The sequence below is a fragment of the Allobosea sp. BH3 genome (genome assembly GCF_025499465.1).
Classification (GTDB): Bacteria; Pseudomonadota; Alphaproteobacteria; order Rhizobiales; family Beijerinckiaceae; genus Allobosea.
Window position 1 is genome coordinate 201,342 of record NZ_JAIMCA010000001.1, and the last position, 25,414, is coordinate 226,755.

Genomic DNA, 25,414 nt, shown 5'->3' on the forward strand with positions numbered 1-25,414 from the left:
GGCTCAAAATCGATAGAAAGGGCTCACCGCCCGCGCGACAGCTTGTCCAGCCGCTCGCGCATCTCGTTGAGTTCGCGCTTGAGGTCGCTGAGCTCGGCGCCGCTCGATTCCCCGGCCGGCTTGGCAGGGGCGGGCTCGGGCACGGTGCCACCGGCCTTCGCTGCAGCCGCGAACGGATTGAACAGGCGGAAGGCCTCGGTGAACATCTGCATGTTCGCGCGGGTCTGCGCCTGGATGGCATCGAGCGGGTTGCCGCCGAAGCTCTGCCCGCCGAACGCCTTGGCCATCTGCTCGCGGAACTTGCTCTGCTCCTGCGTGAAATTCTCCATCGAGAATTCGAGGTAGCGCGGCACCACCGCCTGCATGCTGTCGCCGTAGAACCGGATGAGCTGGCGCAGGAAGGCGATCGGCAGCATGTTCTGCCCGTCCTTGGCTTCCTCGTCGAAGATGATCTGGGCCAGGACGGAGCGGGTGATATCCTCGCCCGACTTCGCGTCATAGACCACGAAATCTTCGCCCGATCTCACGAGGCCGGCGAGATCTTCCAACGTGACGTAAGAGCTGGTGCCCGTATGGTAGAGACGCCGGTTGGCGTATTTCTTGATGACGGTCGGTTCTTTGTCGTTGGCCATCAGGTCCTGCTGCGTTTCATCCGCGGCCACCGGTAAACTCGGCATGCTCTACGGATCGACCTCCCCACGGGTCTTCACCCAGCGTCGACGATAGCCTGTCGGTGCTGCACTGCAAGCTCTTTGCGTGGGCGGTGCAAAAAATCGCCGCAGCATGGTTGATCTGGCTCATTGCGGCGGCCATGGCCGGGCGCTCTTGTCGGATTGACCTTCCGTCCGGCTTGACGCCGCAGCATGAGGCTTCGAAGGTGGCGGCGAAGGCGCACCCGGCGGGAGCGGCGTGCGTCATAACGACAAGCAAGGAACCCTCTCATGGCAGATACGGATATCGTGATCGTCGGCGCGGCCCGCACGGCGGTCGGCGCCTTCAACGGCGCTTTTGCCAACACTCCCGCCCACGAGCTGGGCGCCGCCGCGATCAAGGAGGCGCTGAAGCGCGCCAAGGTCGACCCCGCCGATGTCGACGAGGTCATCATGGGTCAGATCCTGACCGCCGGCCAGGGCCAGAACCCGGCCCGCCAGGCGGCGATGGCCGCCGGTATCCCGCAGGAGAAGACGGCCTGGGGCCTCAACCAGCTCTGCGGCTCGGGCCTGCGCACCGTCGCCATCGGCCTGCAGCAGATCGCCAATGGCGACGCCGACATCATCGTCGCCGGCGGCATGGAGTCGATGTCGATGTCGCAGCATGCGTCCCATCTGCGCAACGGCACCAAGATGGGCGACACCAAGTTCATCGACACCATGATCAAGGACGGCCTCTGGGACGCCTTCCACGGCTATCACATGGGCACCACGGCCGAGAACGTCGCGACCAAATGGCAAATCAGCCGTGAGGAGCAGGACGCCTTCGCCGCCAAGTCGCAGAACAAGGCCGAGGCCGCGCAGAAGGCCGGCAGGTTCAAGGACGAGATCGTTCCCTTCACCGTCTCGACCCGCAAGGGCGACATCGTCGTCGACACGGACGAATATCCCCGCCACGGCGCGACGGTGGAGGGCATGGCGAAGCTCAAGCCCGCCTTCTCCAAGGACGGCACGGTGACCGCCGGCAACGCCTCGGGCATCAATGACGGCGCCGCCGCGCTCGTCATCATGACCGCCAAGGAGGCGGCGAAGCGCGGTCTTAAGCCGCTGGCGACCATCAAGGCCTGGGCAACCGCGGGCGTCGACCCCGCGATCATGGGCTCGGGCCCGATCCCCGCGACCCGCAAGGCACTGGAGAAGGCCGGCTGGAAGGTCGGCGACCTCGACCTCGTCGAGGCCAACGAGGCCTTTGCGGCGCAGGCCATCGCGGTCAACAAGGACCTCGGCTGGAACACCGACATCGTCAACGTCAATGGCGGCGCCATCGCCATCGGCCATCCGATCGGTGCTTCCGGCGCGCGCGTCCTCGTGACGCTGCTGCACGAGATGGCCAAGCGCGACGCCAAGAAGGGCCTCGCCACGCTCTGCATCGGCGGCGGCATGGGCGTCGCCATGGCGATCGAGCGCTGAGTCACCCGCCGGCCGCTGCTCATTCTGACGCGGCACAAGGCCGGCCGGCCCCCGATCGGGCCAGTCTCAAGGGAGCGGACGCACCTTCTCGTCCGCTCCCGAATCGTCTCAACAATAAGGCGGCGAGCCGCCGGGGAACGAAACGACCAAGGGGAGAGCGACGATGACGAAGGTGGCGCTGGTTACGGGAGGTACGCGCGGCATCGGCGCGGCGATCTGCAAGGCCCTGCAGGAAGCGGGCTACAAGGTCGCCGCCAGCTATGCCGGCAATGACGAGGCTGCCGCGAAGTTCAAGGCCGAGACGGGCATCCCGGTCTACAAATGGGATGTCGGCGACTACGACGCCTGCGCTGCCGGCATCGCCCAGGTCGAGGCCGAGAACGGCCCCGTCGAAATTCTCGTCAACAATGCCGGCATCACGAAGGACGGGTTCTTCCACAAGATGAGCAAGGACCAGTGGTCCGCCGTCATCCGCACCAATCTCGATTCGCTGTTCAACATGACCCGCCCGGTGATCGAAGGCATGCGCGGGCGCGGCTTCGGCCGTATCATCGTGATCTCCTCGATCAACGGCCAGAAGGGCCAGATGGGCCAGGTGAACTATTCCGCCGCCAAGGCCGGCGACATCGGCTTCGTTAAGGCGCTGGCGCAGGAGAACGCCAACAAGGGCATCACGGTCAACGCGATCACGCCCGGCTATATCGGCACGGACATGGTCTCCGCCATGCCCGAGGAGGCGCTAAAGCGCGTCGTCGCCGGCATTCCGGCCGGCCGGCTCGGCAAGCCCGAGGAGATCGCCGCCATGGTGGTGTTCCTCGCATCCGAGCACGGCGCCTTCGCCACCGGCGCGACCTTCGCCGTCAATGGCGGGCAGTACATGGCCTGAGCGGTCACGCCGCCCGAACACGGGCGGCGGCCTTCCCCGCGGTCAGGCCATGACAGGGCGCGGTGTCCCGTTCGCGGCGGTTGCCTCCGGCTCCTGCGTGATCGGCGCATTGAGCGGCGCGATGATGTCGAAGGGCCGCTCGACCTTCTCCGGCGCCTCCCGCATCCGGATCCGCAGACCCGCGAACCCCGCCAGCGTGAGCGCGATGGCGGCCATGAAATAGAGCAGCCCGTCGATGTCGAAGCGCGCCATGATGCCGGCGCCGACCAGCGGCCCCAGCGCCGATCCGAAGCCGCTGACGAGGATCAGCCGCCCGCTCACCGCCACCACCCGGTCGGCCGGCATGCGGTCGAGCGCATGCGCGACGCAGACCGGATAGAGCGTCGACATGAAGCCGCCGAGCAGCGCCGCGACGGGGAGCACCGCCCAGAGCGAACGCGGCATCGCGACCAATACGACGACGGCGGCGGCGAAGCCGATCGCCAGCCCCGCCAGCACGAGCCGGCGGTCCTGGCGGTCCGACAGGCGTCCGACCGGAACCTGGAAGGCCAGCCCGCCCAGCACCGCGACGAGCATGAACAGCGCGATGGTTTGCTGCGAGACGCCGTTGCTCAGCATCCAGGCCGGCACCAGCGCGTAGAAGGCGCTGGTGATGACGCCGCTGATCACGCAGCCCGCCACCGAGATCGGCGCCTGGCGGCTAAGCTCGCCATAGGGCAGCGAAGCCTCCGGCGCGAGCCCCGGCGCCTCGGCCCGCGTCGTGCTGACCATCACCAGCGCAAGCGCAAAGAGCCCGATGACGACGTGGAACGGACCGCCCGACTGGATCGTCAGCCACGCAATCGCGAGCTGGCCTATCGCCAGCGCCAGGAAGGTGCCGACCATATAGGTCGAGAACACGCGCCCGCGCTGGTCCGGCAGTGCCTTGGAGTTCAGCCAGCTTTCGGTCGTGACGAAGAGCCCGACGCAGCCGATGCCGATGACCACCCGGCAGGCCGCCCAGGCGAGCGGCGTCGCCAGCAAAGCCATCGCCGCCGTCGCGACGACGACGAGACCCGCGAAGGCGGTATAGGCGCGGATATGGCCGATGCGCTGGATCACGCCGCCGCAAGCGACGGCGCCGATGGTAAAGCCGACGAAATAGGCGCTGAGCACGATGCCCGTCGCGGCCGGTCCGAAATCCTCGATCGTCAGCCGCAGCGAGAGGAAGGTGTTGAAGAAGCCATTGGCGAGCTGCACCAGGCTGGTCGCGGCAATAAGCGTCCCGATCTGTACGAGCATCGGCCAATCCCTGCGGCAACGGCCATGAACGCTCGCACCGGATTGGTGCGGTGCGGCAGGCCAACAAGGGGCCCAACGCGGCGACAGGCGCTTATGATCCCGGGCAAGGCTCGGCAGGCATGATGGCCAGAGCATGACGACGCGGCGTCGTCATGCCCGATACGCGCGAAAGCTAGCGCGTGGTCTTAGGCAGCAGGAAGGTCAGCAGGCCCAATGCCGGCAGCCATGAGCAGAGCTTGAACACGGCGACGATGCCGATCCAATCCGCCAGCGCGCCGATACCCGCCGCCGCCACCCCGCCGAGCCCGAAGGAGAGCCCGTAGAACAGCCCGCCGACAAGGCCGACCCGGTGCGGCACGAGGTCGATCGCGTAGATCAGGATGGCCGAGAAAGCGCTCGACATGATGAAGCTGACGACCACGCTGAGTACGCCTGTCCAGAATAGGTCGGCATGGGGCAGCAGCAGCGCGAAGGGCAGCGAGCCCAGGATCGACAGCCAGATCACGCGGTCGCGGCCGATCCGGTCACCGATCATGCCGCCGACGATCACGCCGATCGCGCCGACGACGAGATAGAGGAACAGCATGATCTGCGAGAGCTGGATCTCGATGCCGAAGCGCGTGATCAGGAAGAAGGTGTAGTAGGAGGTGAAGGCCGCCGTGTAGCCGTTCTTGGAGATCAGCAGCACGACCAGAACGGCCATCGCCAGCAGCACGCGCCCGCGCGGCAGGCCGTGGCTCGCGCTCTCCTCGACATGGTCCTTCGAGGCCTTCTGGTCGCGCCGCAGCGCCGAGTAGCGCGCGCCGAGCCAGCCCATCACCAGCATCGCCACCAGCACGACGACGGAAAACCAGGACAGGCTCTCCTGCCCGCGCGGCATGACGATCGCCGCCGCCAGCAGCGGCCCGATCGAATAACCGATATGGCCGCCGACCTGGAACACGCCCTGCGCCAGGCCCTGACGGCCGGCCGCGGCATGGCGCGCCATCCGCGTCGCCTCCGGGTGGAACACGGCCGAGCCGAGCCCGATCAGACCGGCCGCGAGCAGGACCATGGCATAGCTATGGGCGAAGGAGAGCATCAGCAGGCCCGCCAGCGTCGAGCACATGCCGGCGACCATCGCATAGGGCCAGGGCCTGCGATCGGTCACGAAACCGAGCAGCGGCTGCAGCAGCGATGACGTCACCTGGAAGGCGAGCGTGATCAGCCCGATCTGCACGAAATCGAGCTGATAGTTCTCCTTGAAGAGCGGATAGAGCGCCGGGATCATCGACTGGACGAGGTCGTTCAGCAGATGCGCGAGGCTGAGCGCCGCCAGAACCGGCATCAGCGGGCGGCGAGCAGCAGCGGATGGCAGCGGGATCGTGGTCATAAATCAGGCAATGGGCCGCTCTGCGCCGGCGGTCAACAGGGCCGCACGGCGCCCGGAGCATGGCGCCCATGGCCGCTGTGCCGAGCTGCGCTGCAGCATGCCATGGCGTCATGCTCGAGCTTGCCCCAGCATCTCGTAAACCAGCGACCTCCGGTCATGATTCTCGGGTCAAGCCTGAGAATGACGCCGGGAGACCCGCCCCGCGCTATCGGCAAGCCCCGCGAAACCTGCTATCGCCGCCGGTCTCGAAGCCCGGCTTCTCCCAATGACATCCCGCACAGCGACATTCATCGGCTTCGGCGCCATCCTGCTCTGGTCCACGCTCGCCCTGTTCACGGCGATGACCGGGCGCGTGCCGCCGCTGCAGCTCGTCGTCATGACCTTCGCGATCGGCGGGCTGCTGATCCTGACCATCGCCATCCTGCGCGGCCAGGTTTCCCGTATCAGGCCGACGCCAGCCTCCTTCGCGCTGGGGTTCTACGGCCTCTTCGGCGATACGGCGTTGTACTACGCTGCGGTCAAGACGGCCCCGGCCGCCGAGGCAAACCTGATCCACTATCTCTGGCCGCTCCTGATCGTGCTCTTCGCTGCGTTGTTGCCCGGCGGCAAGCTGAAGCCGCGCCATCTCATCGGCGCGCTGATCGGCCTCCTCGCCACGGCTCTGCTGGTCTCGGGCGGGCTCGGCGCGGGAGGCGGGCTCGCGCTCGGGCATGTACTGGCGATCCTCGGCGCCTTCGTCTGGGCGAGCTATTCGGTGATGTCTCGCCGCTTCGCCACGGTGCCGTCCGAGAGCCTCGGCATTACCGTGCTCGGCTGCGCCCTGCCGGCGCTCGCGCTGCATCTCGTCTTCGAGACCACGCTCTGGTCGTTGACGGCGACAGAATGGACGGGCGTGCTAGGCCTCGGCCTCGGCTCGATGGGTCTCGCCTTCGCGGTCTGGGATATCGGCATGAAGAAGGGCGACGTCGCCCTGCTCGGCGTCGCCTCCTATGCCGCGCCGGTGCTCTCGACGCTGACGCTGGTGATCTTCGGCTATGCCCAGGCGAGCTGGCTGCTCGCGGCATCCTGCACGCTGATCGTAATCGGGGCTCTGGTGGCGAGTTGGGGCGGACGGAAGGGCTGAGCGGGCGTCATGCTCGGGCTTGACCCGAGAATGACGCCAGCCCTCAGTTCCGCCGGAGCAGCCGCTCCAGATATTCCAGCTCCTCGGTCGGCCGCAGCGGATCGCTGAGGCGCTGGCGCAGCTCCTCGAGGATGCGCCGCGCCCGCTGCGTCGCGCTCTCATCGGCGCCGGGCACCCGCACGCGGCCATCGGCCCAGTCGCGCTGACGCTGGGGCCGGCCAAGCGGGTCTTCGCTGCCGCGCTGCTGTGCGGAAGGACGGCCGGCGGGGCGCCCATCGGGCTCGCCATAGGCTCCCTCGGTGCCGTCGCCCTCTCCGGGCTGGCCCTGCATCTGCTGAGCGAGGTTCTGGCCGCCGCGGCGCAGAGCCTCGAGCGCGCGGCCCTGCGCATCGAGCGCGCCTTCGCCCTGCCCCTGGCCGAGCTGCCCTTCGGCCTCGCGCATCGCGTCCTCGGCCTCGTCGAGCTCGCCGCTCTGCGGCGCGCCCATGCCGCGCATCCGCCGTTGCAGCTCCTGCAGCCGCTCGCGCAGGGCCTGCTGGCGGTCCGAAAGGCCGCCCTGGCCGTTCTGGCCCTGCATGCCCTCGCCGCCTTCGCCGTCCTCACCCTGCTCGCCGGGCTGCTGGCCCGGTTGCTGACCGCGCTGTCCCTGCTGTCCGCGTTGCCCCTGCTGGCCTTGCTGACCCTGCTGGCGCTGGCCCGGCCGCGCCTGTTGCTGCTGGCCCGGCCGCTGGCCACGCTGGGTCTGGCCCTGCCGGCGCTGCTCGTTCTGATAGGTCTCGTCGCGCAGGTTCTGCTGGTCGCGCGTCATCCGGTCGAGATCGCCCAGAGCCTGGTTCATCTGGTTCTGGCGCTGGTCGCCGCGCTGGCCGGGCTTCGCCATCTGCAGATTGTTGAGCATCCGGTTGAGCTCTTCCATCAGGCGCTGCGCCTCGGCCATGTCGCCGCGCTTGGACAGCTCCTCAATGCGATCGAGCATGTTCTGTAGGTCGCGCGGCGTCACCGTCCGGAAATTCTCCGGAAGCTGCGACATCTGGTTCTGGTCGCCGTTCTGCTGCTGCCGCTGCATCTGCTCGGCGAGCTGACGCATGAAATTGTCCATCGCCCGCCGCATCTCCTCGGTGAGCTTCTTGATCTCCTCCTCGGAGGCGCCGCGCTCCAGCGCCTGCTGGAGGTTCTCCTGCGCCTGCCGGAGCGCCCGCTCGGCATCGGACATGTCGCCGTCCTCAAGCTGCAGGGCCATCGCCCACATCAGCTCGGAAACCTCGCGCAACTCGTCGTCGCTGCCGGACCTGCGCAGCCGCTCGGACAGCATCCGCATGCCGAGATAGACACCCGTCTCCTTCATGAAGAACTCGGGTTCGATCATCAGCGCGTCCATCGCAAGCTGCACCCGCGAGCGGTCGTCGACATTCATCACGAGCTTGCGCCGCTGCTCGACGAGCGCCTTGGCCAGCGGCTTGATGAAGGTGCGCTGCGGCAGCACGACCTCGACCGGCTCGCTGCGGCCCTCCTGCCCGGCTTCGTCCTTGGCGATCAGCACCATACGGACCTTGGCGCCGGCCCAGGGATGGGCCGAGAAATCGACATTGCTCTTCATCTCCTCCTCGGCGCCGGAGGACGGCGGCACGGCGAGATTCTGCTTCGGCGGCTCGACCAGAGAGCGTCCATTGCCGCCATCCGGCCGCGAGACCGTCGCTTCGACGGAGGTGATCCCGTAATCGTCCTTGGCGCGGTAGGTCAGGCTGAGCGCCCCGGTCTGCGCGCCGGTAACGGGCTTCGGCGGATCGGCGAAGCGGATCTGCGGCGGCTGGTCCGCGATGGCAACGATGTTGAGCGTGGTGCCCGGCGCGCCGCTGCCGGTGAGCCTCAGCGTGCCATTGCCGGCGAGCGTATAGCGCTTCTCCAGCACGGCCTGCTGCGGATTGGCGGGCTGTGCCGGCCTCGCGGGAGCCGCGTTCTGCGCCGCACCGTTCTGGCCCTGCGCGTCCTTCGCATCGGGCTGCACCGGATCGAGACGGCCCGTCGTCGCGACGTCCATCCTGGTCTTGCCGGCGATGCGGACGACGATCACCGACTTCTCGGGGGCGCTGAGGTTCGGGCTCGTGAGCTTGGCGAAATCGATCAGGATCGGCGGCAGCCGCGTATAGGCGGGTGGGTCGATCCAGGCGTCGATTCGGGTCGAGGGCGCGATGCCGGGCGGCCCCTTCCAGTCGAAGGCGGCGGAGAGGCGCTGCGTTGCCTCGGGGCCGGCGACAAAGAGGGCCGTGATGGCGGCGAGCAGCGGAACGGCCCGGAGCGCGCGGCGATCGCGCACGGCCATCAGCGGCTGCGGCAGCGCGATGCTGAGGCCAGCGACCTGCCGGCTCTGCCGCTCGACATGCAGCTTCCACAGCGCCTGCGAGACCGGATCGGCCGAACCGACGGCGAGGCTGTCCCCCAAGGTCGAGGCCGGGCGATGCCCGCCCGGGAAGGACCGGTCGAGACGGGCCAGCGCGTCGCGATGCGTCGGCAGCACGAGGCGGGCGACATGCCAGAGGCTGCCGGCGAGCACCACAGCGAAGACGAGCACGCCGGCGATCCGCCCATACCAGGGCAGATGCGTCCAGAGCCCGAACCACGAAACGGCGAAGAAGCTGAGCACGACCGCGAGCGGCAGCCACAGCCGCGGCCACAGCCGCTCCCAGCCGAGCGAGAGGCGCGAGGCCACCGCAAGGCGGGACAGCCGCTTGCGGATGCCATCGATCGTATCGGGCGCCCTGCGGCGCTCTGCCTCGCTCATACCATCGCTCCGGGCAGCCCCCACCTTCCGAGATCATCCAGAAGGGTCAAGCTAACACGGGAATGTGGCATTGCCAGCGCGAAGACGCCGCGGTGCACAACGCTCCGGTTTTCGTGAACGGCAGATGCCGTCATGCTCGGGCTTGACCCGAGCATCTCGCAAACCAATGCCTTCTCGCCTCGAGATTCTCGGGTCTCCCTTCGGTCGCCCGAGAATGACGGCTCTGCTCAGCCGAACCAGCCCGGCAGCCTGTCCGCCCCGATCAGTTCCTCGTAGCTCTGGCGCGGGCGCGTCACGGCATAGGCATCGCCCTTGACCATGACCTCGGCGACCAGCAGGCGCTGGTTGTAGGTCGAGGACATCGAGGCACCGTAGGCGCCCGCCGTCATCAGCGCGATCAGATCGTCCTGCTTCAGCTTCGGCAGGATGCGGCCGGTGGTGAAGGTGTCGCCCGATTCGCAGATCGGCCCGACCACGTCATAGGCGACGGTCGCGGCGTCGGAGGCCGTCTCCGTCACGGGCCAGATCTCGTGATAGGCCTCATACATCGCCGGACGCATCAGGTCGTTCATCGCGGCGTCGACGACCAGGAACTGCTTGGTCGGGCGCGGATTGAGATGCAGCACCCGCGTCAGCAGGAGGCCGGCATTCCCGACGATCAGCCGCCCCGGTTCGAAGCCGAGTTCGACGTCGAGCCCCTTCGTCACCCGCCCGACCATCTCGGCATAGGCCTCGATCAGACCCGGCCCGTAGTCGAATTCCTTGGGGATATCGTAGGGGATGCCGAGCCCGCCGCCGAGATCGAGGCGCTCGACGCCGTGCCCTTCGCCCTTCAGCTCGCCGACGAGCCCGACCATCTTGGCATAGGCCGCCTCGAAGGCGTCTATCTCTTGGATCTGGCTGCCGATGTGCACGGCGAGCCCCATGATCCGCACGCCCGGCATGTTGGCGGCCCGCGCATAGAGCCGGTGGACCTCCTCGAAGGAGACACCGAACTTGTTCTCGGAGGAGCCGGTGGTGATCTTGGCATGGCCGCCGGCGCCGATGTCCGGATTGACGCGGAACACGGCCTCCTGCCGCTTGCCGAGCGAGGCGGAGACCTTCGAGAGCAGGTCGAGCTCGCTCTCGCTCTCGATATTGACCTGGTAGATCCCGGCCTCGACAGCGAAGCGCAGTTCCTGCTCACTCTTGCCGACGCCGGAAAAGACGATCTTCTCAGGCGGGATGCCGGCGGCGAGCGCCTTGCGCACCTCGCCCTCCGAAACCGTGTCGATGCCGGCCCCGAGCGCCCCCAGCGTCTTGAGCACGCCGAGATTGCCATTCGCCTTCATGGCATAGAAGACATGGGCCTTGCCTGCCGGCGCGGCCTTCTTCACCGCCGCCGCGAAGAGCTGGTAGTGCCGCTCGATCGTCGCCGTCGAATAGACATAGACCGGCGTGCCGACCTCGGCCGCGATGCGCTTGAGATCGACGCCCTCGGCATGAAGCGAGCCGTCGCGATAGGCGAAATGATGCATGGTTTCAGCTCGCAGTGATAATGGCCGCGCCCGCCGTCATTCTCGGGCGAAGCGCAGCGGAGACCCGAGAATCTCGTTCAGGCGGTGCTCGGGTCAAGCCCGAGCATGACGCGTGCGATCGACGGTGAGGATCACATCAACGGGTCGAGCAGGAAGGGCTTTTCCGGCACGGTGATCGCCCTGCTGGCCTTGGCGGGCTTTGCCAGCACCGAAGCCGAGTTCAGCGAGGCCGGATCGTTCTCCTTCGCGCCGATCTGGTCATCGGGCAGGTCGATCGCGCCGGTTGCGTTCGGCGGGGGCTCCAGCGGTCCTTTGCGCCCGCAGGCGCCGAGCGCAACGGCAAGCAGGCCGACGACCAGCAAGGTGCGGCCGAGTTTCAGGCGGGAATCAGGCACGAAAACGAACCCTCGAACGAAGCGTGGCGGGACCTTAGCGGAGGATGCGGCGGAGCGCGAGGCTCCCTGACGCGTCATTCTCGGGCAAGCGCAGCGCCGACCCGAGAATCTCTTGCAGGAGATGCCCGGGTCAGGCCCGAGCATGACGCCCTATTTCGCGAGCTGCTTGAGCCAGCGCCGCGCCTGCTTGCGGACATTGGCCGGGGCTGTGCCACCGTAGCTGACGCGGCTCTTCACCGACTGGTCGACGCCAAGCACGGCGAAGACGGCTTCGGTGATCTTCGGCTCCACCGCCTGCATCTCGGCAAGCGAGAGCTTCTCCAGCCCGACCTTCTTCTCCGATGCGATGCCGACCAGCCGGCCGGTGACGTGATGCGCGTCGCGGAACGGCATCTTGAGGACCCGCACCAGCCAGTCGGCGAGGTCGGTCGCGGTGGCATAGCCGAGGCCGGCTGCCTTCTTCATCACCTTGAGGTCGGGCTGCAGGTCACGAACCATGCCGGCGGTGGCGGCAAGGCAAAGCGAGAGGGTCTGAAGCGCGTCGAACGTGCCTTCCTTGTCCTCCTGCATGTCCTTGGAATAGGTCAGCGGCAGGCCCTTCATCATGGTCAGCATCGCCTGCAGCGCGCCGAAGACGCGCCCGGCCTTGCCGCGCACCAGCTCGGCCGCATCGGGATTGCGCTTCTGCGGCATGATCGAGGAGCCGGTCGAAAAGGCGTCCGAGAGCTTGACGAAGCCGAATTGCGGCGTCGCCCAGAGCACGATCTCCTCGGCCAGCCGCGAGAGGTGCATGGCGCAGATCGAGGCGGTCGAAAGCGTCTCCAGCACGAAATCTCGGTCCGAAACCGAATCGAGCGAGTTCGCCGTCGGCCGGTCGAAGCCGAGCGCCTTCGCCGTCATGTGCCGGTCGATCGGGAAGGAGGTGCCGGCGAGCGCGGCCGCGCCCAGCGGGCATTCGTTCAGGCGGGCGCGGGCGTCGCGGATGCGGCCCCGGTCGCGACCGAGCATCTCGACATAGGCAAGCAGGTGATGACCGAAGGTGACGGGCTGCGCCGATTGGAGATGGGTGAAGCCCGGCATCACGGCACCGGCATAGGTGTCGGCCTTCTCGGCCAGAGCGAGCTGGAGATCGGCCATCTGCGCGTCCAGCTCGTCGAGCGTATCGCGAACCCAAAGCCGCATATCGGTCGCGACCTGGTCGTTGCGCGAGCGGGCGGTGTGCAGCCGACCGGCGGCAAGGCCGATCTTGTCCTTGAGGTTCGACTCGACATTCATGTGCACGTCTTCGAGCGCGCGCGAGAACGTGAAGGACCCGCCCTCGATCTCGCCCTCGACCTGCCTGAGTCCGGCGATGATCGTCGCGACATCGTCCTTCGTCAGGATGCCCGTTTCGGCCAGCATCGCGGCATGGGCGAGCGAGCCGCGGATATCCTGTCGCCACAGCTTCTTGTCGAAATCGATGGAGGCGTTGATCTCCTCCATGATGACGTCGGGACCTGTGGCGAAACGCCCACCCCACATGCGATTGCTCACGACGGTCTTTCCTGCTTTTGAGGACGCACGATGACGTCTGGAAAAAAGATCGGACTGGCCCTCGGGGTCGTGGCGGCGCTCGGCCTCGCTGGCGTTGCGGCCTTCTACTCCGTGATGGGCGATGCCGGCAACGGATCATGCAGCGCGGCCGCCAAGACCGCCGCGCGCATGGCGCCGCTCGTGAAGGGCGAGGTGGCGGCTGTCGAGATTCGCAAGCGCCCGCAGGCGGCGCCGGAGCTCGCCTTCACCGGGCCGGACGGGCAGCCGATGACGCTCGCCTCCCTCAAGGGCAAGACCCTGCTCGTCAATCTCTGGGCGACCTGGTGCGCGCCCTGCCTGAAGGAGATGCCGTCGCTCGACGCGCTGCAGAAGGAGATGGGCGGGCCGGATTTCGCGGTGGTCGCGATCAACATCGACACACGCAATCTCGACAAGCCCAAGACCTGGCTCGCCGACAACAAGGTTACGGCCCTGCCCTATTATGCTGACCCGCAGGCCGGCGTGTTCCAGGCGCTGCGCGCGGCCCACAAGGTCGAGGGCATGCCGGTGAGCCTGATCGTCGACAAGTCCGGCTGCGAGCTCGGCATCATCCAGGGCCCGGCCGACTGGGCCAGCGCCGATTCGAAGGCGCTGATGGCGGCGGCGATCGGCCGCTGAGAATGCGGCACCGGGCGATCAGCGCCTATGATCCCGCACATCAGGAAAATACGTTAGGCGGGAAGCCGATCTGACAGCATCCTGCGCAGGGAGGATCGACCAGCCATGCTTCAACTGCGCCCGAACTGTGAATGCTGCGATCGCGATTTGCCGCCGGATGCGCGCGACGCCCTGATCTGCAGCTTCGAATGCACCTTCTGCGCCGATTGCGCGGACCAGCGCTTCAAAGGCGCCTGCCCCAATTGCGGCGGCGAACTCGTGCGGCGGCCGATCCGCCCTGCGGACAAGCTCGCAAAAAACCCGCCCCTTGCGGAGCGGGTTCGAAAGCCTCATCCGGAATGCGCAGCCGCCTGACGGAACGTCTTGCGGCCGGCAAGCCTGAGCCTCAGCTCGCCTGCTTCACCACGATGCCCTTCTCCTCGAAGAGCTGCTGCAGCTCGCCGGCCTGGAACATCTCGCGGGTGATGTCGCAGCCGCCGACGAACTCGCCCTTGACGTAGAGCTGCGGGATCGTCGGCCAGTTGGAATAGGCCTTGATGCCCTCGCGGATCTCCTGATCCTCCAGCACGTTCACGCCCTTGAAGGGCACGCCGACATAGTTGAGGATCTGCACGACCTGGCCGGAGAAGCCGCACATCGGAAACTGCGGCGTGCCCTTCATGAAGAGCACGACGTCCTCGGACTTCACCTCCGCATCGATGCGGGCATTCACGTCGCTCATGGTCAAATCTCCCAGGGCGGGTTCAAGGCCCGCAGGATGGATATCGTCTAATCTTGGGGAACGCTCGTCGTGAGCGCAAGGGCGTGCAGCACGCCGCCCATGTTCCCCTGGAGCGCGGCATAGACCATCTGGTGCTGCTGCACGCGGGTCTTGCCCTTGAAGGCGGCCGAAGTGACGGTCGCGGCATAGTGGTCGCCGTCGCCGGCCAGATCCTTGATCTCGACCGCCGCATCCGGCAGCGCCGCCTTGATCATCCGCTCGATCTCGTGAGCGTCCATCGCCATGGTCTTGTCTCCTCAGGCTGCCTTGCCGGCCATGTAGGACGGCAGCCAGTCTTCATGGATCTTGCGCAGCTCGGCGATGGCCAGCGCCGGCTCGCCCGGCAGGACGAGCGCCGCGCCGCCGGTGCGGCCGAGCTTCAGCGCCGGCACGCCGGCAGCCTTGGCCTCGGCCAGCACCGCATCGGCCTGAGCGGCCGGCACCGTGACGAGATAGCGCGCCTGATCCTCGCCGAAGAGCGCGGCATGGGCCGGGCCGGCGGGCAGCGTCTCGATGGTGGCGCCGATGCCCTTGGCCATCGCCATCTCGGCGAGAGCGACGGCGAGCCCGCCATCAGACAGGTCATGGCAGGTGGTGACGCGGCCAGCGGTGATCAGCCCGCGCACGAGATCGCCGTTGCGGCGCTCGATGGCGAGATCGACCGGCGGAGGAGCGCCCTCCTCACGGCCGCAGACCGTGGCGAGATAGGCGCTCTGGCCGAGCCATCCCTGCGTATCGCCGATCAGGATGATCGCTTCGCCCTCGGCCTTGAAGGCCACGGTCGCATGCTTCGTGACATCGGCCATGACGCCGACGCCGCCGATGGTCGGGGTCGGCAGGATCGAGACGCCGTTGGTCTCGTTATAAAGCGAGACGTTGCCGGAGACGACCGGGAAGTCGAGCGCCTTGCAGGCCTCGCCGATGCCGCGGACACAGCCGACAAGCTGGCCCATGACTTCCGGCTTCTCGGGATTGCCGAAGTTGAGGTTATCGGTGATCGCGAGCGGGGTCGCGCCCACGGCCGTGAGGTTGCGCCAGGCCTCGGCCACAGCCTGCTTGCCGCCCTCGAACGGGTCGGCCTCGCAATAGCGCGGCGTCACGTCGGCGGTCATGGCGAGGCCCTTCGGCCCGTCCTCGATGCGGATCACGCCGGCGTCGCCGCCGGGCGTCACCGCCGAATTGCCGAGGATTAGCGTGTCATACTGCTCCCAGATCCAGCGCTTCGAGGACAGGTCCGGCGAGCCGATCAGCGTCTTCAGCGCCTCGGCATTGCCGCAGGGCGGCGCCACGTTCTCGGCCGCGATGCGCTGCTGCAGCGGAGTCTCGATCCAGGGCCGATCATATTCCGGAGCCTCGTCGCCGAGCTCCTTGATCGGCAGGTCGGCCATCGTCTCGCCCTGGTGCTTCACGACGAAGCGCAGCGTGTCGGTGGTGTGGCCGATGACGGCGAAGTCGAGCCCCCATTTCTTGAAGATCGCCTCGGCGGCGTCCTCATGGCCGGGCTTGATCACCATGAGCATGCGCTCCTGGCTCTCCGACAGCATCATCTCATAGGCGCTCATGCCCTCTTCGCGGCACGGCACCTTGTCGAGGTCGAGCTCGACGCCGAGATCGCCCTTGGCGCCCATCTCGACGGCCGAGCAGGTGAGGCCCGCCGCGCCCATGTCCTGGATCGCATCGACATGGCCGGCGGCCATGATCTCGAGGCAGGCTTCGAGCAGCAGCTTCTCGGCGAAGGGGTCACCGACCTGCACGGTCGGGCGCTTCTCCTCCGACTTGTCGTCGAATTCGGCCGAGGCCATGGTCGCGCCATGGATGCCGTCGCGGCCGGTCTTTGAGCCGAGATAGACGATCGCCTTACCGACGCCGCTCGCCTTGGCGTAGAAGATCTCGTCGGCCTTCGCGATGCCGACAGCCATCGCGTTGACGAGGATGTTGCCGTCATACCGCGTGTGGAAGCCGGTGGCGCCGCCGACATTCGGCACGCCGAAGGAATTGCCGTAGCCACCGATGCCGGCGACAACACCCGAGACGAGATGGCGGGTCTTCGGGTGATCAGGATCACCAAAGCGCAGCGCGTCGAGCACCGCGATCGGCCGCGCGCCCATGGTGAAGACGTCGCGCAGGATGCCGCCCACGCCCGTCGTCGCGCCCTGATAGGGCTCGATGAAGGACGGATGGTTGTGGCTCTCCATCTTGAAGACGATGGCCGTGCCGTCGCCAATGTCGATGACGCCGGCATTCTCGCCCGGCCCCTGGATCACCCAGGGGGCCTTGGTCGGCAGGGTTTTCAAGTGGATTTTGGACGATTTGTAGGAGCAGTGCTCGTTCCACATCGCCGAGACGATGCCGAGCTCCGTGATCGTCGGCTCACGGCCGATCAGATGCAGGAAGCGCTGATATTCGTCGGGCTTCAGGCCGTGCTCGGCGACGAGCTGCGGGGTGATCTTGGTGTCGTTCGGAATCACGGGCTCGGGGTTCCTGGCGGTCCGGCGAGGGGGATGGAGGCGACATAGCTTGCCTGCGCCCGCGATACAACGCATTCCCGCCCTGCGCGCCGCCCTCAGCCCTGGATGGAAGCCAGCGCTGCCCTCAACGCCTCCGGAATCGGCACGGGCCTTTGCTCCGCGCGCTGCACATAGACATGGGTGAAGCGGCCCTGCGCTGCGGCCTGGTCGCCGCCCTGCCGGAAGATGCCGATGCGATAGGTGACGGAGCTGTTGCCGAGCCGCTCGACCGCGATGCCCGCCTCGACTGTCTCGGGGAATGCCACGCTTTCGAAATAGGTGCAGCCCGTCTCGACCACGAGCCCGACGATCTCGCTCGTCGCCGGATCGAGAAAGCCGTTCTCGATCAGCCAGGCATTCACCGCCGTGTCGAACCAGCCATAATAGACGACGTTGTTGACATGGCCGAAGATGTCGTTGTCGTGCCAGCGCGTCGGGATGTCGCGGAAGACGCGGAAATCGCCGCGCGTCAGGCGGGCAGTACGTTCAACCATCACGACCTTCACTGGCATCGGGCGGCAACGGCTTCGGGATTTGATCGGGTTTTGGAAAGCCGTCCAGAATCCCTCTGATCGTGCCGATCAACATACAGGCGGCAACCGACACCGTCACGAAGGCGACAAGCACCCCGATGGGATTACGGTCTTTGAAAACATAGAGCAGCGCGACAATCACCCCTACGGTGCCGAGCTCAACCGCCAGCTCTAAGCGTAACGAGAACGGCCGTCTTAGCTTCATCGCCCTGCCTTTTCCCCCGCCCCCTTCTCCGGCACGCCCAGCGCATCGGCCAGCCGGGCCTTGGCAGACCCCGGGCGCAGCGGCTTCTGCTGGCTTTCATGCGGCGACCAGCCCGAGACCCAGACGAACTCGAAGGTGGCAGGCAGCCGCCCATCGGGGTCGGCGAAGCGCTCGGCATAGAGCGCCGCGGCCCGCAGCAGCGTCTCGCGCCGCAACGGAGCCTTGCGCCGCGCCACCAGCGCATTGGCCCAGCCCATCGCCTTGAGGTCACGGAACAGGCCGAAGGCATCACGGTAACGCACCGTCACGACCTCGCTGTCCACGACGGGCAATGCGAAGCCGGCACGTTGCAGCAAACTGCCGAGATCGCGCAGATCGGCAAAAGGCGCGACACGCGGGCTGACGCCGCCGGTCGTCTCGCTTTCGGCTTCGAGCAGGGCCTGCCGCAGCTCCTGCAGCGTGCGTCCGCCGAGCAGACAGCCCATGAACAGCCCGTCCGGCCGAAGCGCCCGCCTGATCTGGACGAACGCGCCCGGCAGGTCGTTGACGCCATGCAAAGCAAGCAGCGAGACGGCGAGATCGAGCGAGTCGGCCGCTAGCGGCAAGGCTTCCAGATCGCCGACAAGATCGGCACCAGTACCCTCCGCTTCGGCCATGCGCAGGGCCGCCTTGGCCTTGGCTGCGATGACAGGGAGGGCGACCGGCAGCGGCGTGCCGAGATCGGCAGCCAGCACGAATTCGCGCAGCACGGCACTGAGGCGCTCTTCCAGATCGCCCGCCGCGCGTTGCAGCAGGAAATCGGGATAATCCCCGGCGACCGCGCGCTTGAGCCGCGAACGGCCGAGCGTGCGGTCGAAGACCAGGCTCTGATCGCTCAACCGCGTCTCCTTGACGCTATGTCCGACTCAGCGCTCCAGCAGGCGCTCGATCTCGGCGCGAAGGTCCGGGCCAAGATCGTCACGGTCGAGCGCATAAGCGATGTTCGCCGTGAGGAAGCCGATCTTCGAGCCGGTGTCGTAGATTTCGCCGTCGAAGCGCACGGCATGGAACGGCTCCTGCCGCGACAGCGCGATCATCGAATCGGTGAGCTGGATCTCGCCGCCGGCGCCCTTCTCCTGATGGGCGAGCAGGTTGAAGATCGTCGGCTGCAGGATGTAGCGGCCGGTGATGTGAAGATTGGACGGAGCCGTGCCCCGCGCCGGCTTCTCGACCATCTTGGTGATCTTCGAGACCTTGGCGTTGACGTCCTGGACGCCGACGATGCCGTATTGGTGCGTCTGGTCCTCAGGCACCGGGGCCACGGCGATATGGTTGCCGCCATGCTGCTTGAAGGCGTCGATCATCTCGGCGAGGCAGCCCTTGCTGCCCATGCTGTAGTGCAGCATGTCGGGCAGCAGCAGCGCGAAGGGCTCGTCGCCGACGATCTCGCGCGCGCACCAGACCGCATGGCCAAGACCGAGCGGCGCCTGCTGGCGGGTGAAGCTGGTCGCGCCGGCCACCGGAAGATCGGCCTTCAGCGCCTCGAGTTCCTTGACCTTGTTGCGCTTCGCCAGCGTGTCGTCGAGCTCGTAGGACATGTCGAAATGGTCTTCGATCACCGCCTTGTTGCGGCCGGTGACGAAAATGAAATGCTCGATGCCGGCGGCCCGCGCCTCGTCCACCACATGCTGCACGACCGGGCGGTCGACGATGGTGAGCATCTCCTTCGGGATCGCCTTGGTCGCGGGCAGGAAGCGTGTGCCGAGTCCGGCGACGGGGAGAACGGCCTTGCGGATGCGATTCGTCATGAAAAATCCATTGGGCACGGTAGCCTGTGTCGCAGGCAGGCAGTGGCGGGCGTCGCCGGTACGATTGTCATCGAAACCGGCGCAAGGAAGTTATTAGCTGACAAGCCTTGAAAACCCGTCAACGATTCTCGGGAATAAGCAGGCTTCCCGACAAAGATGAGGCAAGGATCACGATGGCGGTATTGGTTTCCGGCGGGGCCGGCTACATCGGCAGCCACATGGTGCTCGAGCTGCTCGATCGGGGCGAGAAGGTCGTGGTGCTCGACAACCTCTCCACCGGCTTCTGGTGGGCGGTGCCGCCCGAGGCGGTCTTCGTCCAGGGCGATGTCGGCGACCAGGAACTGGTCGAGAAGATCATCGCCGAGCACGGGGTGACGGAGCTGGCGCATTTCGCGGCCCGGATCGTGGTCCCTGAATCGGTCAGCGATCCTTTGGGCTATTATTTCAACAACACCGTGAAGACGCGCGCGCTGATCGAGAGCGCCGTGCGCGGCGGCGTGAAGCACGTCATCTTCTCCTCCACCGCGGCGGTCTATGGCGAGCCGGACGTCTCGCCGGTGCCGGAGGAGATCACCCTCAACCCGATCAATCCCTATGGCCGCTCCAAGCTGATGAGCGAGTGGATGCTGCAGGATGCGGCGAAGGCGCACGGCTTCACCTATGTCGCGCTGCGCTATTTCAACGTCGCCGGCGCCGATCCGAAGCTGCGCTCCGGCCAGTCCTCGCCGAACGCGACCCATCTCATCAAGGTGGCGAGCCAGGCGGCGCTGGGCCAGCGCGATGGCCTCACCGTCTTCGGCACCGACTATGCGACGCCGGACGGCACCTGCGTGCGGGACTATATCCACGTCACCGACCTCGCCCGCGCCCATCTCTCCGCGCTCGATCATCTCCGCAGCGGCGGAGCCAGCACGACGCTGAACTGCGGCTATGGCCGCGGCTATTCGGTGAAGCAGGTCGTCGAGGTGGTGAAGAAGGTGTCGGGTATCGATTTCCCGGTGACCCTCGCCGGCCGGCGCGCCGGCGATCCGGGCTCGCTGGTCGCCAAGGCGGACCGCATCCGCGAGCTGGGCTGGCAGCCGGAGCACGACGACCTCGAGGAGATCGTCGGGCAGGCACTCGCCTGGGAAGAAAAGCTCAGGATGCGGAACGCCTCGACCTGATGGAGTCGCGGCGGGGCCACTGACGCATTGCGAGCACCGCTCTGCATAGCGACTACGGCTTCAAGTCTTGAGCACAACGGGACCACGCTCGTCATTGCGAGCCCCCGGGTCTTGCCTTCGGCAAGCCCGAGGACAGGCTCCGCGAAGCAATCCAGGGGCGGCAGAGCTCCACGTCCCCCTGGATTGCCTCGTCGCTGACGCTCCTCGCAATGACGGCGCGAGGCGTCAGAGGCTCACCGCCTCCCCGGCCGGCTCGCCCACCGCGATCACGGTCAGGCGCCTGACCTCGCCGGAGCGCGTCGTCCAGTCGATCGAGCGCTCCGCGGCCATGCCGATCAGGGCGACGCCGATCGGCGTCATCACCGAGACGCGGTTCTTCTCGATATCGGCGTCCTGCGGCCAGACCAGCGTGACGGCGGTCTCCCGTCCCGTGCTTTCGTCGCGATAGACGATCTCGCTGCCGATGCGGGCGTGGTCCGCCGAAACGCGGGAGCCCGGCAGGATGCGGGCACGGTCGAGCTCATGGGTCAGCTCGGCTGCGAGGTCCGGCATGGTGTTCGCCGCCCCGGCGGCGATCCGGCTCAACATGGCGTGATCGGCGGCGGTGACGGTGATGGCGGGACGCGACGGCGTCCGAGTGGTGGCGATGGCCATTGCTTGATCTTTCGTCGAAAGGCCCGAACACGGCCGGCGGACGCGCCGCGGCAGCCGTCAGGCAGGGGCCTGAATGGTGTTCTGCGAAGGTGAAGGCGCTCCCCGAGCCGGAGGCGCCAAGCGCGACAGGCCCGGGGCTAGAAGCCCGCGATGACGTTGCCCGAGCGGTGCAGACCGCGGCAGAAGGACAAGGCGCTGTGCATCGGACAAGCCTCGGGCAATGGCTCGGGCTTGTCAATCACAGCCCATTCTAGCGGCTCCCGGCAGATTTAACCTTGGGTTAACCTTGTTCGGGCGCTTTGGAGATGCTTCCATCAAACCCTCTTCCGGGAGATTCCATGCGCCTGTCCGTCGTCACAGCCTCGATCCTGATCGGCCTCGCGCCCGCGCTGGCGCAGACAACCGGCTCGATCAATGTGACGGGCGCCCATGCCCGGACCGCACAGCCTGCCGGCACATCGGCGACGCCGGCGAGCGCCTCCTTCGACATCTTCGTGCAGCGGCTCTGGCCGCTCGCCCAGGCCCGCGGCATCTCGCGCGCGACTTTCGACCTCGCCTTCCGCGGCGTGACGCCCGATCCCTCCATCGTCGCGCTGACAAAGAAGCAGGCCGAGTTCAGCGCACCGATCTGGAGCTATCTGCAGAGCGCCGTCGGCGGCGGACGCATCGACCGCGGCCGCGAGGCGGCAGAGCAGCACGCCGCTGTTCTGGCCCAGGTCGAGTCACGCTATGGCGTGCCAAAGGAGATCGTCCTCGGCGTCTGGGGCATGGAAACCAATTACGGCTCCTTCAAGGGCGGCAAGGATGTCATCCGCTCGCTCGCGACGCTGGCCTCGATCGGTTATCGCGGCGACTTCTTCCGCGATGAGCTGCTGACCGCGCTGGAGCTGATCCAGAAGGGCCATGCCGAACGCGACGAGCTCAAGGGCTCCTGGGCGGGCGCCATGGGCCACACCCAGTTCATGCCGTCGAGCTACATGAAATATGCCGTCGACTGGACCGGTGACGGCCATGCCGACATCTGGACCTCGACCAGCGACGCCATCGCCTCCACCGCCAACTACCTCAAGGGCTATGGCTGGGTGCAGGGCCTGCCCTGGGGCATGGAAGTGACCCTGCCGGCAGGCTTCGACCATCGCCTGAACAAGGCGGGCTTTGCCGCCTTCAGCGCCGCTGGCGTGCGCCGCGCCGATGGCCGCGGCCTGCCCTCCTCCGGCGAGGGCCGGCTGTTCTATCCCGCAGGCCATACCGGCCCGGTGATGCTGCTGACGGCCAATTTCGACGTCATCAAGAAATACAACTCCTCCGATGCCTATGCGCTCGCCGTCGGCCATCTCGGAGACCGCATCATGGGCCGCTCCGCCATCCAGGGAGCCTGGCCGGTCAAGGCCGCCCGCCTCGACATGGCCGGAACCAAGGACCTCCAGCGCCGGCTGAAGGCGCTTGGCCTTTACGACCATGATGCCGACGGCCGCATCGGCACGGGCACACGCGAGGCCGTGCGCCGCTACCAAATCAGCGCCGGCGAGATCGCCGACGGCTACCCGACGCCAGCCCTGCTGACCCGGCTGCGCGCCAAGCGCTGACTTGTCGGGCCATCCGCCCTATACTGTCCGCGAGACTAGCCGCCGATCGGATGGGCCGATGCGTCTGCGTTCGCTCGCCATGGTTTTCTGTGCCGCCTGCCTGCTGCTGGTCACCAGCGGGCCGGCCTCGCTCGCCCAGTGGTACTGGCAGCAGCAGCCTCAGCAGCGGCAGCAGTGGTCGCAGCGACCGCCACCACCGCCGCAGCAGCGAGTTCAGCAGCAGCAGGGCGGCCTGTTCCAGTTCCTGTTCGGGCAGACGCCGCAGCAGCCGCGCGTCTATCAGCAGCCTCGCCAGCGCGTCGTCGCCCCGCCGCCGGTGCGCCGCCGGCAGGCGCCGGTCATCGTCCGCGACGATCCCGTCGTGCCGAAGGTCGATGTCGCGCACCATGTCCTGGTGATCGGGGACTCGCTCGGCAATCTCCTCGCCGACGGGCTGGACGATGCCCTCGAGGACCGGCCCGATGTCGAGGTCGTCCATAAGGCAAAAGCCGATTCCGGCCTCGTCCGCAGTGACTTCTACGACTGGCCGAAGGCCGTCTCCGAGATTCTGGCCGGTGACCAGAAGATCAGCGCCGGCGTCATGCTGATCGGCCTCAACGATCGACAGCCGCTGCGCGAGGGCGACACCGTCCATGAGCCGCTGAGCCCGCGCTGGCTCGAACTCTACCGGGAGCGCATCGACGCCATCGCGGGAGCCTTCGCCGCCCGCCGCATCCCGTTCATCTGGGTCGGCGCGCCACCGGTGCAGAACGCGCGGCTCTCGGCCGATTTCGTCACCTTCAACGATCTCTATCGCCAACGCGTCGAGAAGGCCGGTGGGCAATATGTCGACCTTTGGGATGGATTCGTCGATGCGGAGAACCGCTACACCGCGTCGGGGCCGGACGTCTCCGGCCAGCCGATGCGGCTGCGCCTCGGCGACGGCATTCATTTCACCGCGGCGGGCGCGCGCAAGGCCGCGCATTTCGTCGATCTCGTGATCCGCCGCATCATCGAGGCCGCGCCGCAGGGCAGCGTCATCGCGCTCCCTGCCCCCTCAGAGAGTGGCGCGCCCCCTGCCGCGCAACAGGGCAGCATCGAGCGCATGATCGACCTGATGGTCGCCGGCGTGCAGCCGGTGATCGGGCTCAGCCCCGCCCTGCAGGCCCGCCCGCTGGCCGGGCCGATCCAGCCGCTGACGGGAGGTCAGGCGCCCGCACTGGGGCAACCGCTGCTCGCCTCGATCGGCGAAGCGCGGGGACGCGGCGAGGCCGCCGCCCCGCTCGAACGCGCCTTCGGCCAGGGCATCGCGCCCGATCCGGTTCCCGGCCGGCTGGACGACTATCGCTGGCCGCGGTGAGACTCCGTCAGCTCCGCGCGATCTGGCCCAGCAGGTCACGCAGGCTGCACAGTTCGGGAGCGTGGCGCACGATCCCCTGGAAGGTCTTCGTCGGGACGCCCGTGAGCGCCGCGTGCATGACGTCCTTGGGCGTCAGGCCGAATTCCTTCTTGAAGGAGCGGCTGAAGCTCGATGGGTCCGGGAAGCCCAATCCCTCAGCGATGGCCGCGACCGAGCGGAAGCCGGCATTGTTCGACAGTTCGGTGAAGCAACGCTTCAGCCGCCGTCTCTGGATATAATTCTTCACGCCGCCTTCGCTTTCGAGCAGGCGATAAAGCTGCGAGCGCGACATCGCGGCTTCGCGGCACAGGAAATCGGGTCCCAGCGCGCTGCGATGCAGATTGCTGTCGACGATCCGCCGGACAGCCTCCTTGCGCGTCGCAGCCAGCGGGGCAGCTCCGAGAGCGTCGTGGTCCGGAGAAGGCGCGAGGCAGGCGAGCATCATGCCGCGGACCGCGTTCCGCAACCCTGGCAGGTCGGTCTCCGAGAAATCCGAGGCGCTGCGGGCCAGCAGGGCGAGGAACTCGGCCAGGAGCTTTCCCATCGCATCGCTCAGCGGGCGGCCCTCCGCCGCCTCGAACACGCCCGACAGTTCGGGAAAGCCATCTCGCGGCAGATAGAGCTGCAGCCGCTCATCCTCCTCCCGCAGGCTGACGATCGGCCGGCCGAACGATGCGACGAAAGGCGTGTTCGCCGGCACGTCGATCGAACCCTGCCCGCCGGTTTCACCGAAGGTCCGCTGGTGACCAATGGCAAGACCCCAGTGATCGACGGGGTTGCGCCGCACGAGGCTTGGCGTGCGCAGCGCGCGCAGCTTCGGCGCCCGGACCCGGCTCAGGCCGAAGCCGCCGAGATTCCAGGTCTGGCTGGTCGCAGCGAAACCTTGCCGCGGATCGTCGACCTCGACGTCGAAGACGCTGTCGAACCAGCCGCGCCAAGCATCGAGCTGCTCCGCTTTCGGAACACCCGCGGTCGTGAATATCGTCGGCGTCATATGACTGAACGGAAACTGAAGAGATGCGCCGCATGCATCCCACTCCGACACCGGCGTCAAGTATTTATTTGTATCCGCCGAAGGTTTGCAAAATTTTGATGCAATTCGCCTTGCCGATTCCGCTGTGATGACAACAGCGGCATTTCCCTTTTCCTCAGGGGCAGCACCAGCGAAATCCCGTAGG

At 67.1% G+C, this 25,414-nt stretch carries 24 protein-coding genes; 8 read left to right on the top strand and 16 right to left on the bottom strand.

Features of this window, described 5'->3' with window-relative positions; all coding sequences use genetic code 11:
* Positions 1-23: 23 nt before the first annotated feature.
* Positions 24-632 carry a polyhydroxyalkanoate synthesis repressor PhaR gene (phaR, locus tag BoBH3_RS01015; RefSeq protein ID WP_262328893.1) on the bottom strand — a complete coding sequence of 203 codons (609 nt, stop codon included), beginning with the start codon at positions 630-632 and terminating at the stop codon, positions 24-26.
* Between the two features lie 309 nt (positions 633-941).
* Here phaR and BoBH3_RS01020 point away from each other — a divergent pair, with 309 nt between their 5' ends.
* On the top strand, positions 942-2,120 hold the full coding sequence (locus tag BoBH3_RS01020) for an acetyl-CoA C-acetyltransferase (protein WP_262328894.1): 1,179 nt from the start codon (positions 942-944) through the stop codon (positions 2,118-2,120).
* A 163-nt stretch (positions 2,121-2,283) separates the two neighbouring features.
* The gene (gene phbB / locus BoBH3_RS01025) at positions 2,284-3,006 is read left to right on the top strand and encodes an acetoacetyl-CoA reductase (RefSeq protein WP_262328895.1); all 723 of its coding nucleotides are present in this window, start codon (positions 2,284-2,286) and stop codon (positions 3,004-3,006) included.
* 42 nt (positions 3,007-3,048) lie between these two features.
* Here phbB and BoBH3_RS01030 read toward each other — a convergent pair whose 3' ends face one another.
* Positions 3,049-4,287, bottom strand: coding sequence for an MFS transporter (locus tag BoBH3_RS01030; RefSeq protein ID WP_262328896.1), 1,239 nt, complete (start codon positions 4,285-4,287; stop codon positions 3,049-3,051).
* Between the two features lie 172 nt (positions 4,288-4,459).
* Positions 4,460-5,659 carry an MFS transporter gene (locus tag BoBH3_RS01035; protein WP_262328897.1) on the bottom strand — a complete coding sequence of 400 codons (1,200 nt, stop codon included), beginning with the start codon at positions 5,657-5,659 and terminating at the stop codon, positions 4,460-4,462.
* A 265-nt stretch (positions 5,660-5,924) separates the two neighbouring features.
* On the opposite strand from BoBH3_RS01035, the gene yddG reads away from it, so the two are divergent.
* Entirely contained in the window at positions 5,925-6,782 is an 858-nt protein-coding gene (gene yddG, locus BoBH3_RS01040) for an aromatic amino acid exporter YddG (RefSeq protein WP_262328898.1), read from the top strand.
* A gap of 43 nt (positions 6,783-6,825) precedes the next feature.
* On the opposite strand, the gene BoBH3_RS01045 is transcribed toward yddG, so the two are convergent.
* From BoBH3_RS01045 to argH, 4 genes are all read right to left on the bottom strand, one after another.
* Complete coding sequence (locus tag BoBH3_RS01045; protein ID WP_262328899.1) at positions 6,826-9,561, bottom strand: TIGR02302 family protein; 2,736 nt, start codon at positions 9,559-9,561, stop codon at positions 6,826-6,828.
* 227 nt (positions 9,562-9,788) lie between these two features.
* Positions 9,789-11,078 carry a diaminopimelate decarboxylase gene (gene lysA, locus BoBH3_RS01050; protein WP_262328900.1) on the bottom strand — a complete coding sequence of 430 codons (1,290 nt, stop codon included), beginning with the start codon at positions 11,076-11,078 and terminating at the stop codon, positions 9,789-9,791.
* A 131-nt stretch (positions 11,079-11,209) separates the two neighbouring features.
* Positions 11,210-11,473 carry an LPS translocon maturation chaperone LptM gene (lptM, locus tag BoBH3_RS01055; RefSeq protein WP_262328901.1) on the bottom strand — a complete coding sequence of 88 codons (264 nt, stop codon included), beginning with the start codon at positions 11,471-11,473 and terminating at the stop codon, positions 11,210-11,212.
* A gap of 150 nt (positions 11,474-11,623) precedes the next feature.
* Positions 11,624-13,006, bottom strand: coding sequence for an argininosuccinate lyase (gene argH / locus BoBH3_RS01060; RefSeq protein WP_262328902.1), 1,383 nt, complete (start codon positions 13,004-13,006; stop codon positions 11,624-11,626).
* A gap of 30 nt (positions 13,007-13,036) precedes the next feature.
* Here argH and tlpA point away from each other — a divergent pair, with 30 nt between their 5' ends.
* Positions 13,037-13,663: a thiol:disulfide interchange protein TlpA gene (gene tlpA / locus BoBH3_RS01065; protein WP_262328903.1), complete on the top strand. Its 627-nt coding sequence runs from the start codon at positions 13,037-13,039 to the stop codon at positions 13,661-13,663.
* Between the two features lie 105 nt (positions 13,664-13,768).
* Positions 13,769-14,017, top strand: a complete 249-nt coding sequence (locus BoBH3_RS01070; RefSeq protein ID WP_262328904.1) for a DUF1272 domain-containing protein — start codon at positions 13,769-13,771, stop codon at positions 14,015-14,017.
* Between the two features lie 31 nt (positions 14,018-14,048).
* On the opposite strand, the gene grxD is transcribed toward BoBH3_RS01070, so the two are convergent.
* The 7 genes from grxD to galU all read right to left on the bottom strand — a co-directional run bounded on the left by grxD (position 14,049) and on the right by galU (position 19,455).
* Entirely contained in the window at positions 14,049-14,384 is a 336-nt protein-coding gene (gene grxD, locus BoBH3_RS01075; RefSeq protein WP_262328905.1) for a Grx4 family monothiol glutaredoxin, read from the bottom strand.
* A 47-nt stretch (positions 14,385-14,431) separates the two neighbouring features.
* A complete protein-coding gene (locus BoBH3_RS01080; RefSeq protein WP_113254903.1) occupies positions 14,432-14,668 on the bottom strand; it encodes a BolA/IbaG family iron-sulfur metabolism protein in 237 nt (78 codons plus the stop codon).
* 12 nt (positions 14,669-14,680) lie between these two features.
* Positions 14,681-16,891, bottom strand: coding sequence for a phosphoribosylformylglycinamidine synthase subunit PurL (gene purL, locus BoBH3_RS01085; RefSeq protein ID WP_262328906.1), 2,211 nt, complete (start codon positions 16,889-16,891; stop codon positions 14,681-14,683).
* A 95-nt stretch (positions 16,892-16,986) separates the two neighbouring features.
* Positions 16,987-17,424, bottom strand: coding sequence for an acyl-CoA thioesterase (locus BoBH3_RS01090; RefSeq protein WP_262328907.1), 438 nt, complete (start codon positions 17,422-17,424; stop codon positions 16,987-16,989).
* Positions 17,417-17,668 carry a hypothetical protein gene (locus BoBH3_RS01095; protein WP_262328908.1) on the bottom strand — a complete coding sequence of 84 codons (252 nt, stop codon included), beginning with the start codon at positions 17,666-17,668 and terminating at the stop codon, positions 17,417-17,419. The genes BoBH3_RS01090 and BoBH3_RS01095 overlap by 8 nt, the downstream gene beginning before the upstream one ends.
* The gene (locus BoBH3_RS01100; RefSeq protein WP_262328909.1) at positions 17,665-18,546 is read right to left on the bottom strand and encodes a methyltransferase domain-containing protein; all 882 of its coding nucleotides are present in this window, start codon (positions 18,544-18,546) and stop codon (positions 17,665-17,667) included. Before BoBH3_RS01100 ends, BoBH3_RS01095 begins: the two co-directional genes overlap by 4 nt.
* Before the next feature lie 27 nt (positions 18,547-18,573).
* A complete protein-coding gene (galU, locus tag BoBH3_RS01105) occupies positions 18,574-19,455 on the bottom strand; it encodes a UTP--glucose-1-phosphate uridylyltransferase GalU (RefSeq protein ID WP_262328910.1) in 882 nt (293 codons plus the stop codon).
* 173 nt (positions 19,456-19,628) lie between these two features.
* On the opposite strand from galU, the gene galE reads away from it, so the two are divergent.
* On the top strand, positions 19,629-20,618 hold the full coding sequence (galE, locus tag BoBH3_RS01110; RefSeq protein WP_262328911.1) for a UDP-glucose 4-epimerase GalE: 990 nt from the start codon (positions 19,629-19,631) through the stop codon (positions 20,616-20,618).
* Between the two features lie 225 nt (positions 20,619-20,843).
* On the opposite strand, the gene rnk is transcribed toward galE, so the two are convergent.
* Positions 20,844-21,272 carry a nucleoside diphosphate kinase regulator gene (rnk, locus tag BoBH3_RS01115; RefSeq protein WP_262328912.1) on the bottom strand — a complete coding sequence of 143 codons (429 nt, stop codon included), beginning with the start codon at positions 21,270-21,272 and terminating at the stop codon, positions 20,844-20,846.
* Between the two features lie 338 nt (positions 21,273-21,610).
* Between rnk and BoBH3_RS01120 the strand changes: the two genes are divergently transcribed.
* Complete coding sequence (locus BoBH3_RS01120; protein ID WP_262328913.1) at positions 21,611-22,858, top strand: lytic murein transglycosylase; 1,248 nt, start codon at positions 21,611-21,613, stop codon at positions 22,856-22,858.
* A gap of 58 nt (positions 22,859-22,916) precedes the next feature.
* Positions 22,917-24,197: an SGNH/GDSL hydrolase family protein gene (locus BoBH3_RS01125; protein WP_262328914.1), complete on the top strand. Its 1,281-nt coding sequence runs from the start codon at positions 22,917-22,919 to the stop codon at positions 24,195-24,197.
* Positions 24,198-24,204: 7 nt separating this feature from the next.
* Here BoBH3_RS01125 and BoBH3_RS01130 read toward each other — a convergent pair whose 3' ends face one another.
* The gene (locus BoBH3_RS01130) at positions 24,205-25,230 is read right to left on the bottom strand and encodes a helix-turn-helix domain-containing protein (protein ID WP_262328915.1); all 1,026 of its coding nucleotides are present in this window, start codon (positions 25,228-25,230) and stop codon (positions 24,205-24,207) included.
* Positions 25,231-25,414: the final 184 nt, after the last annotated feature.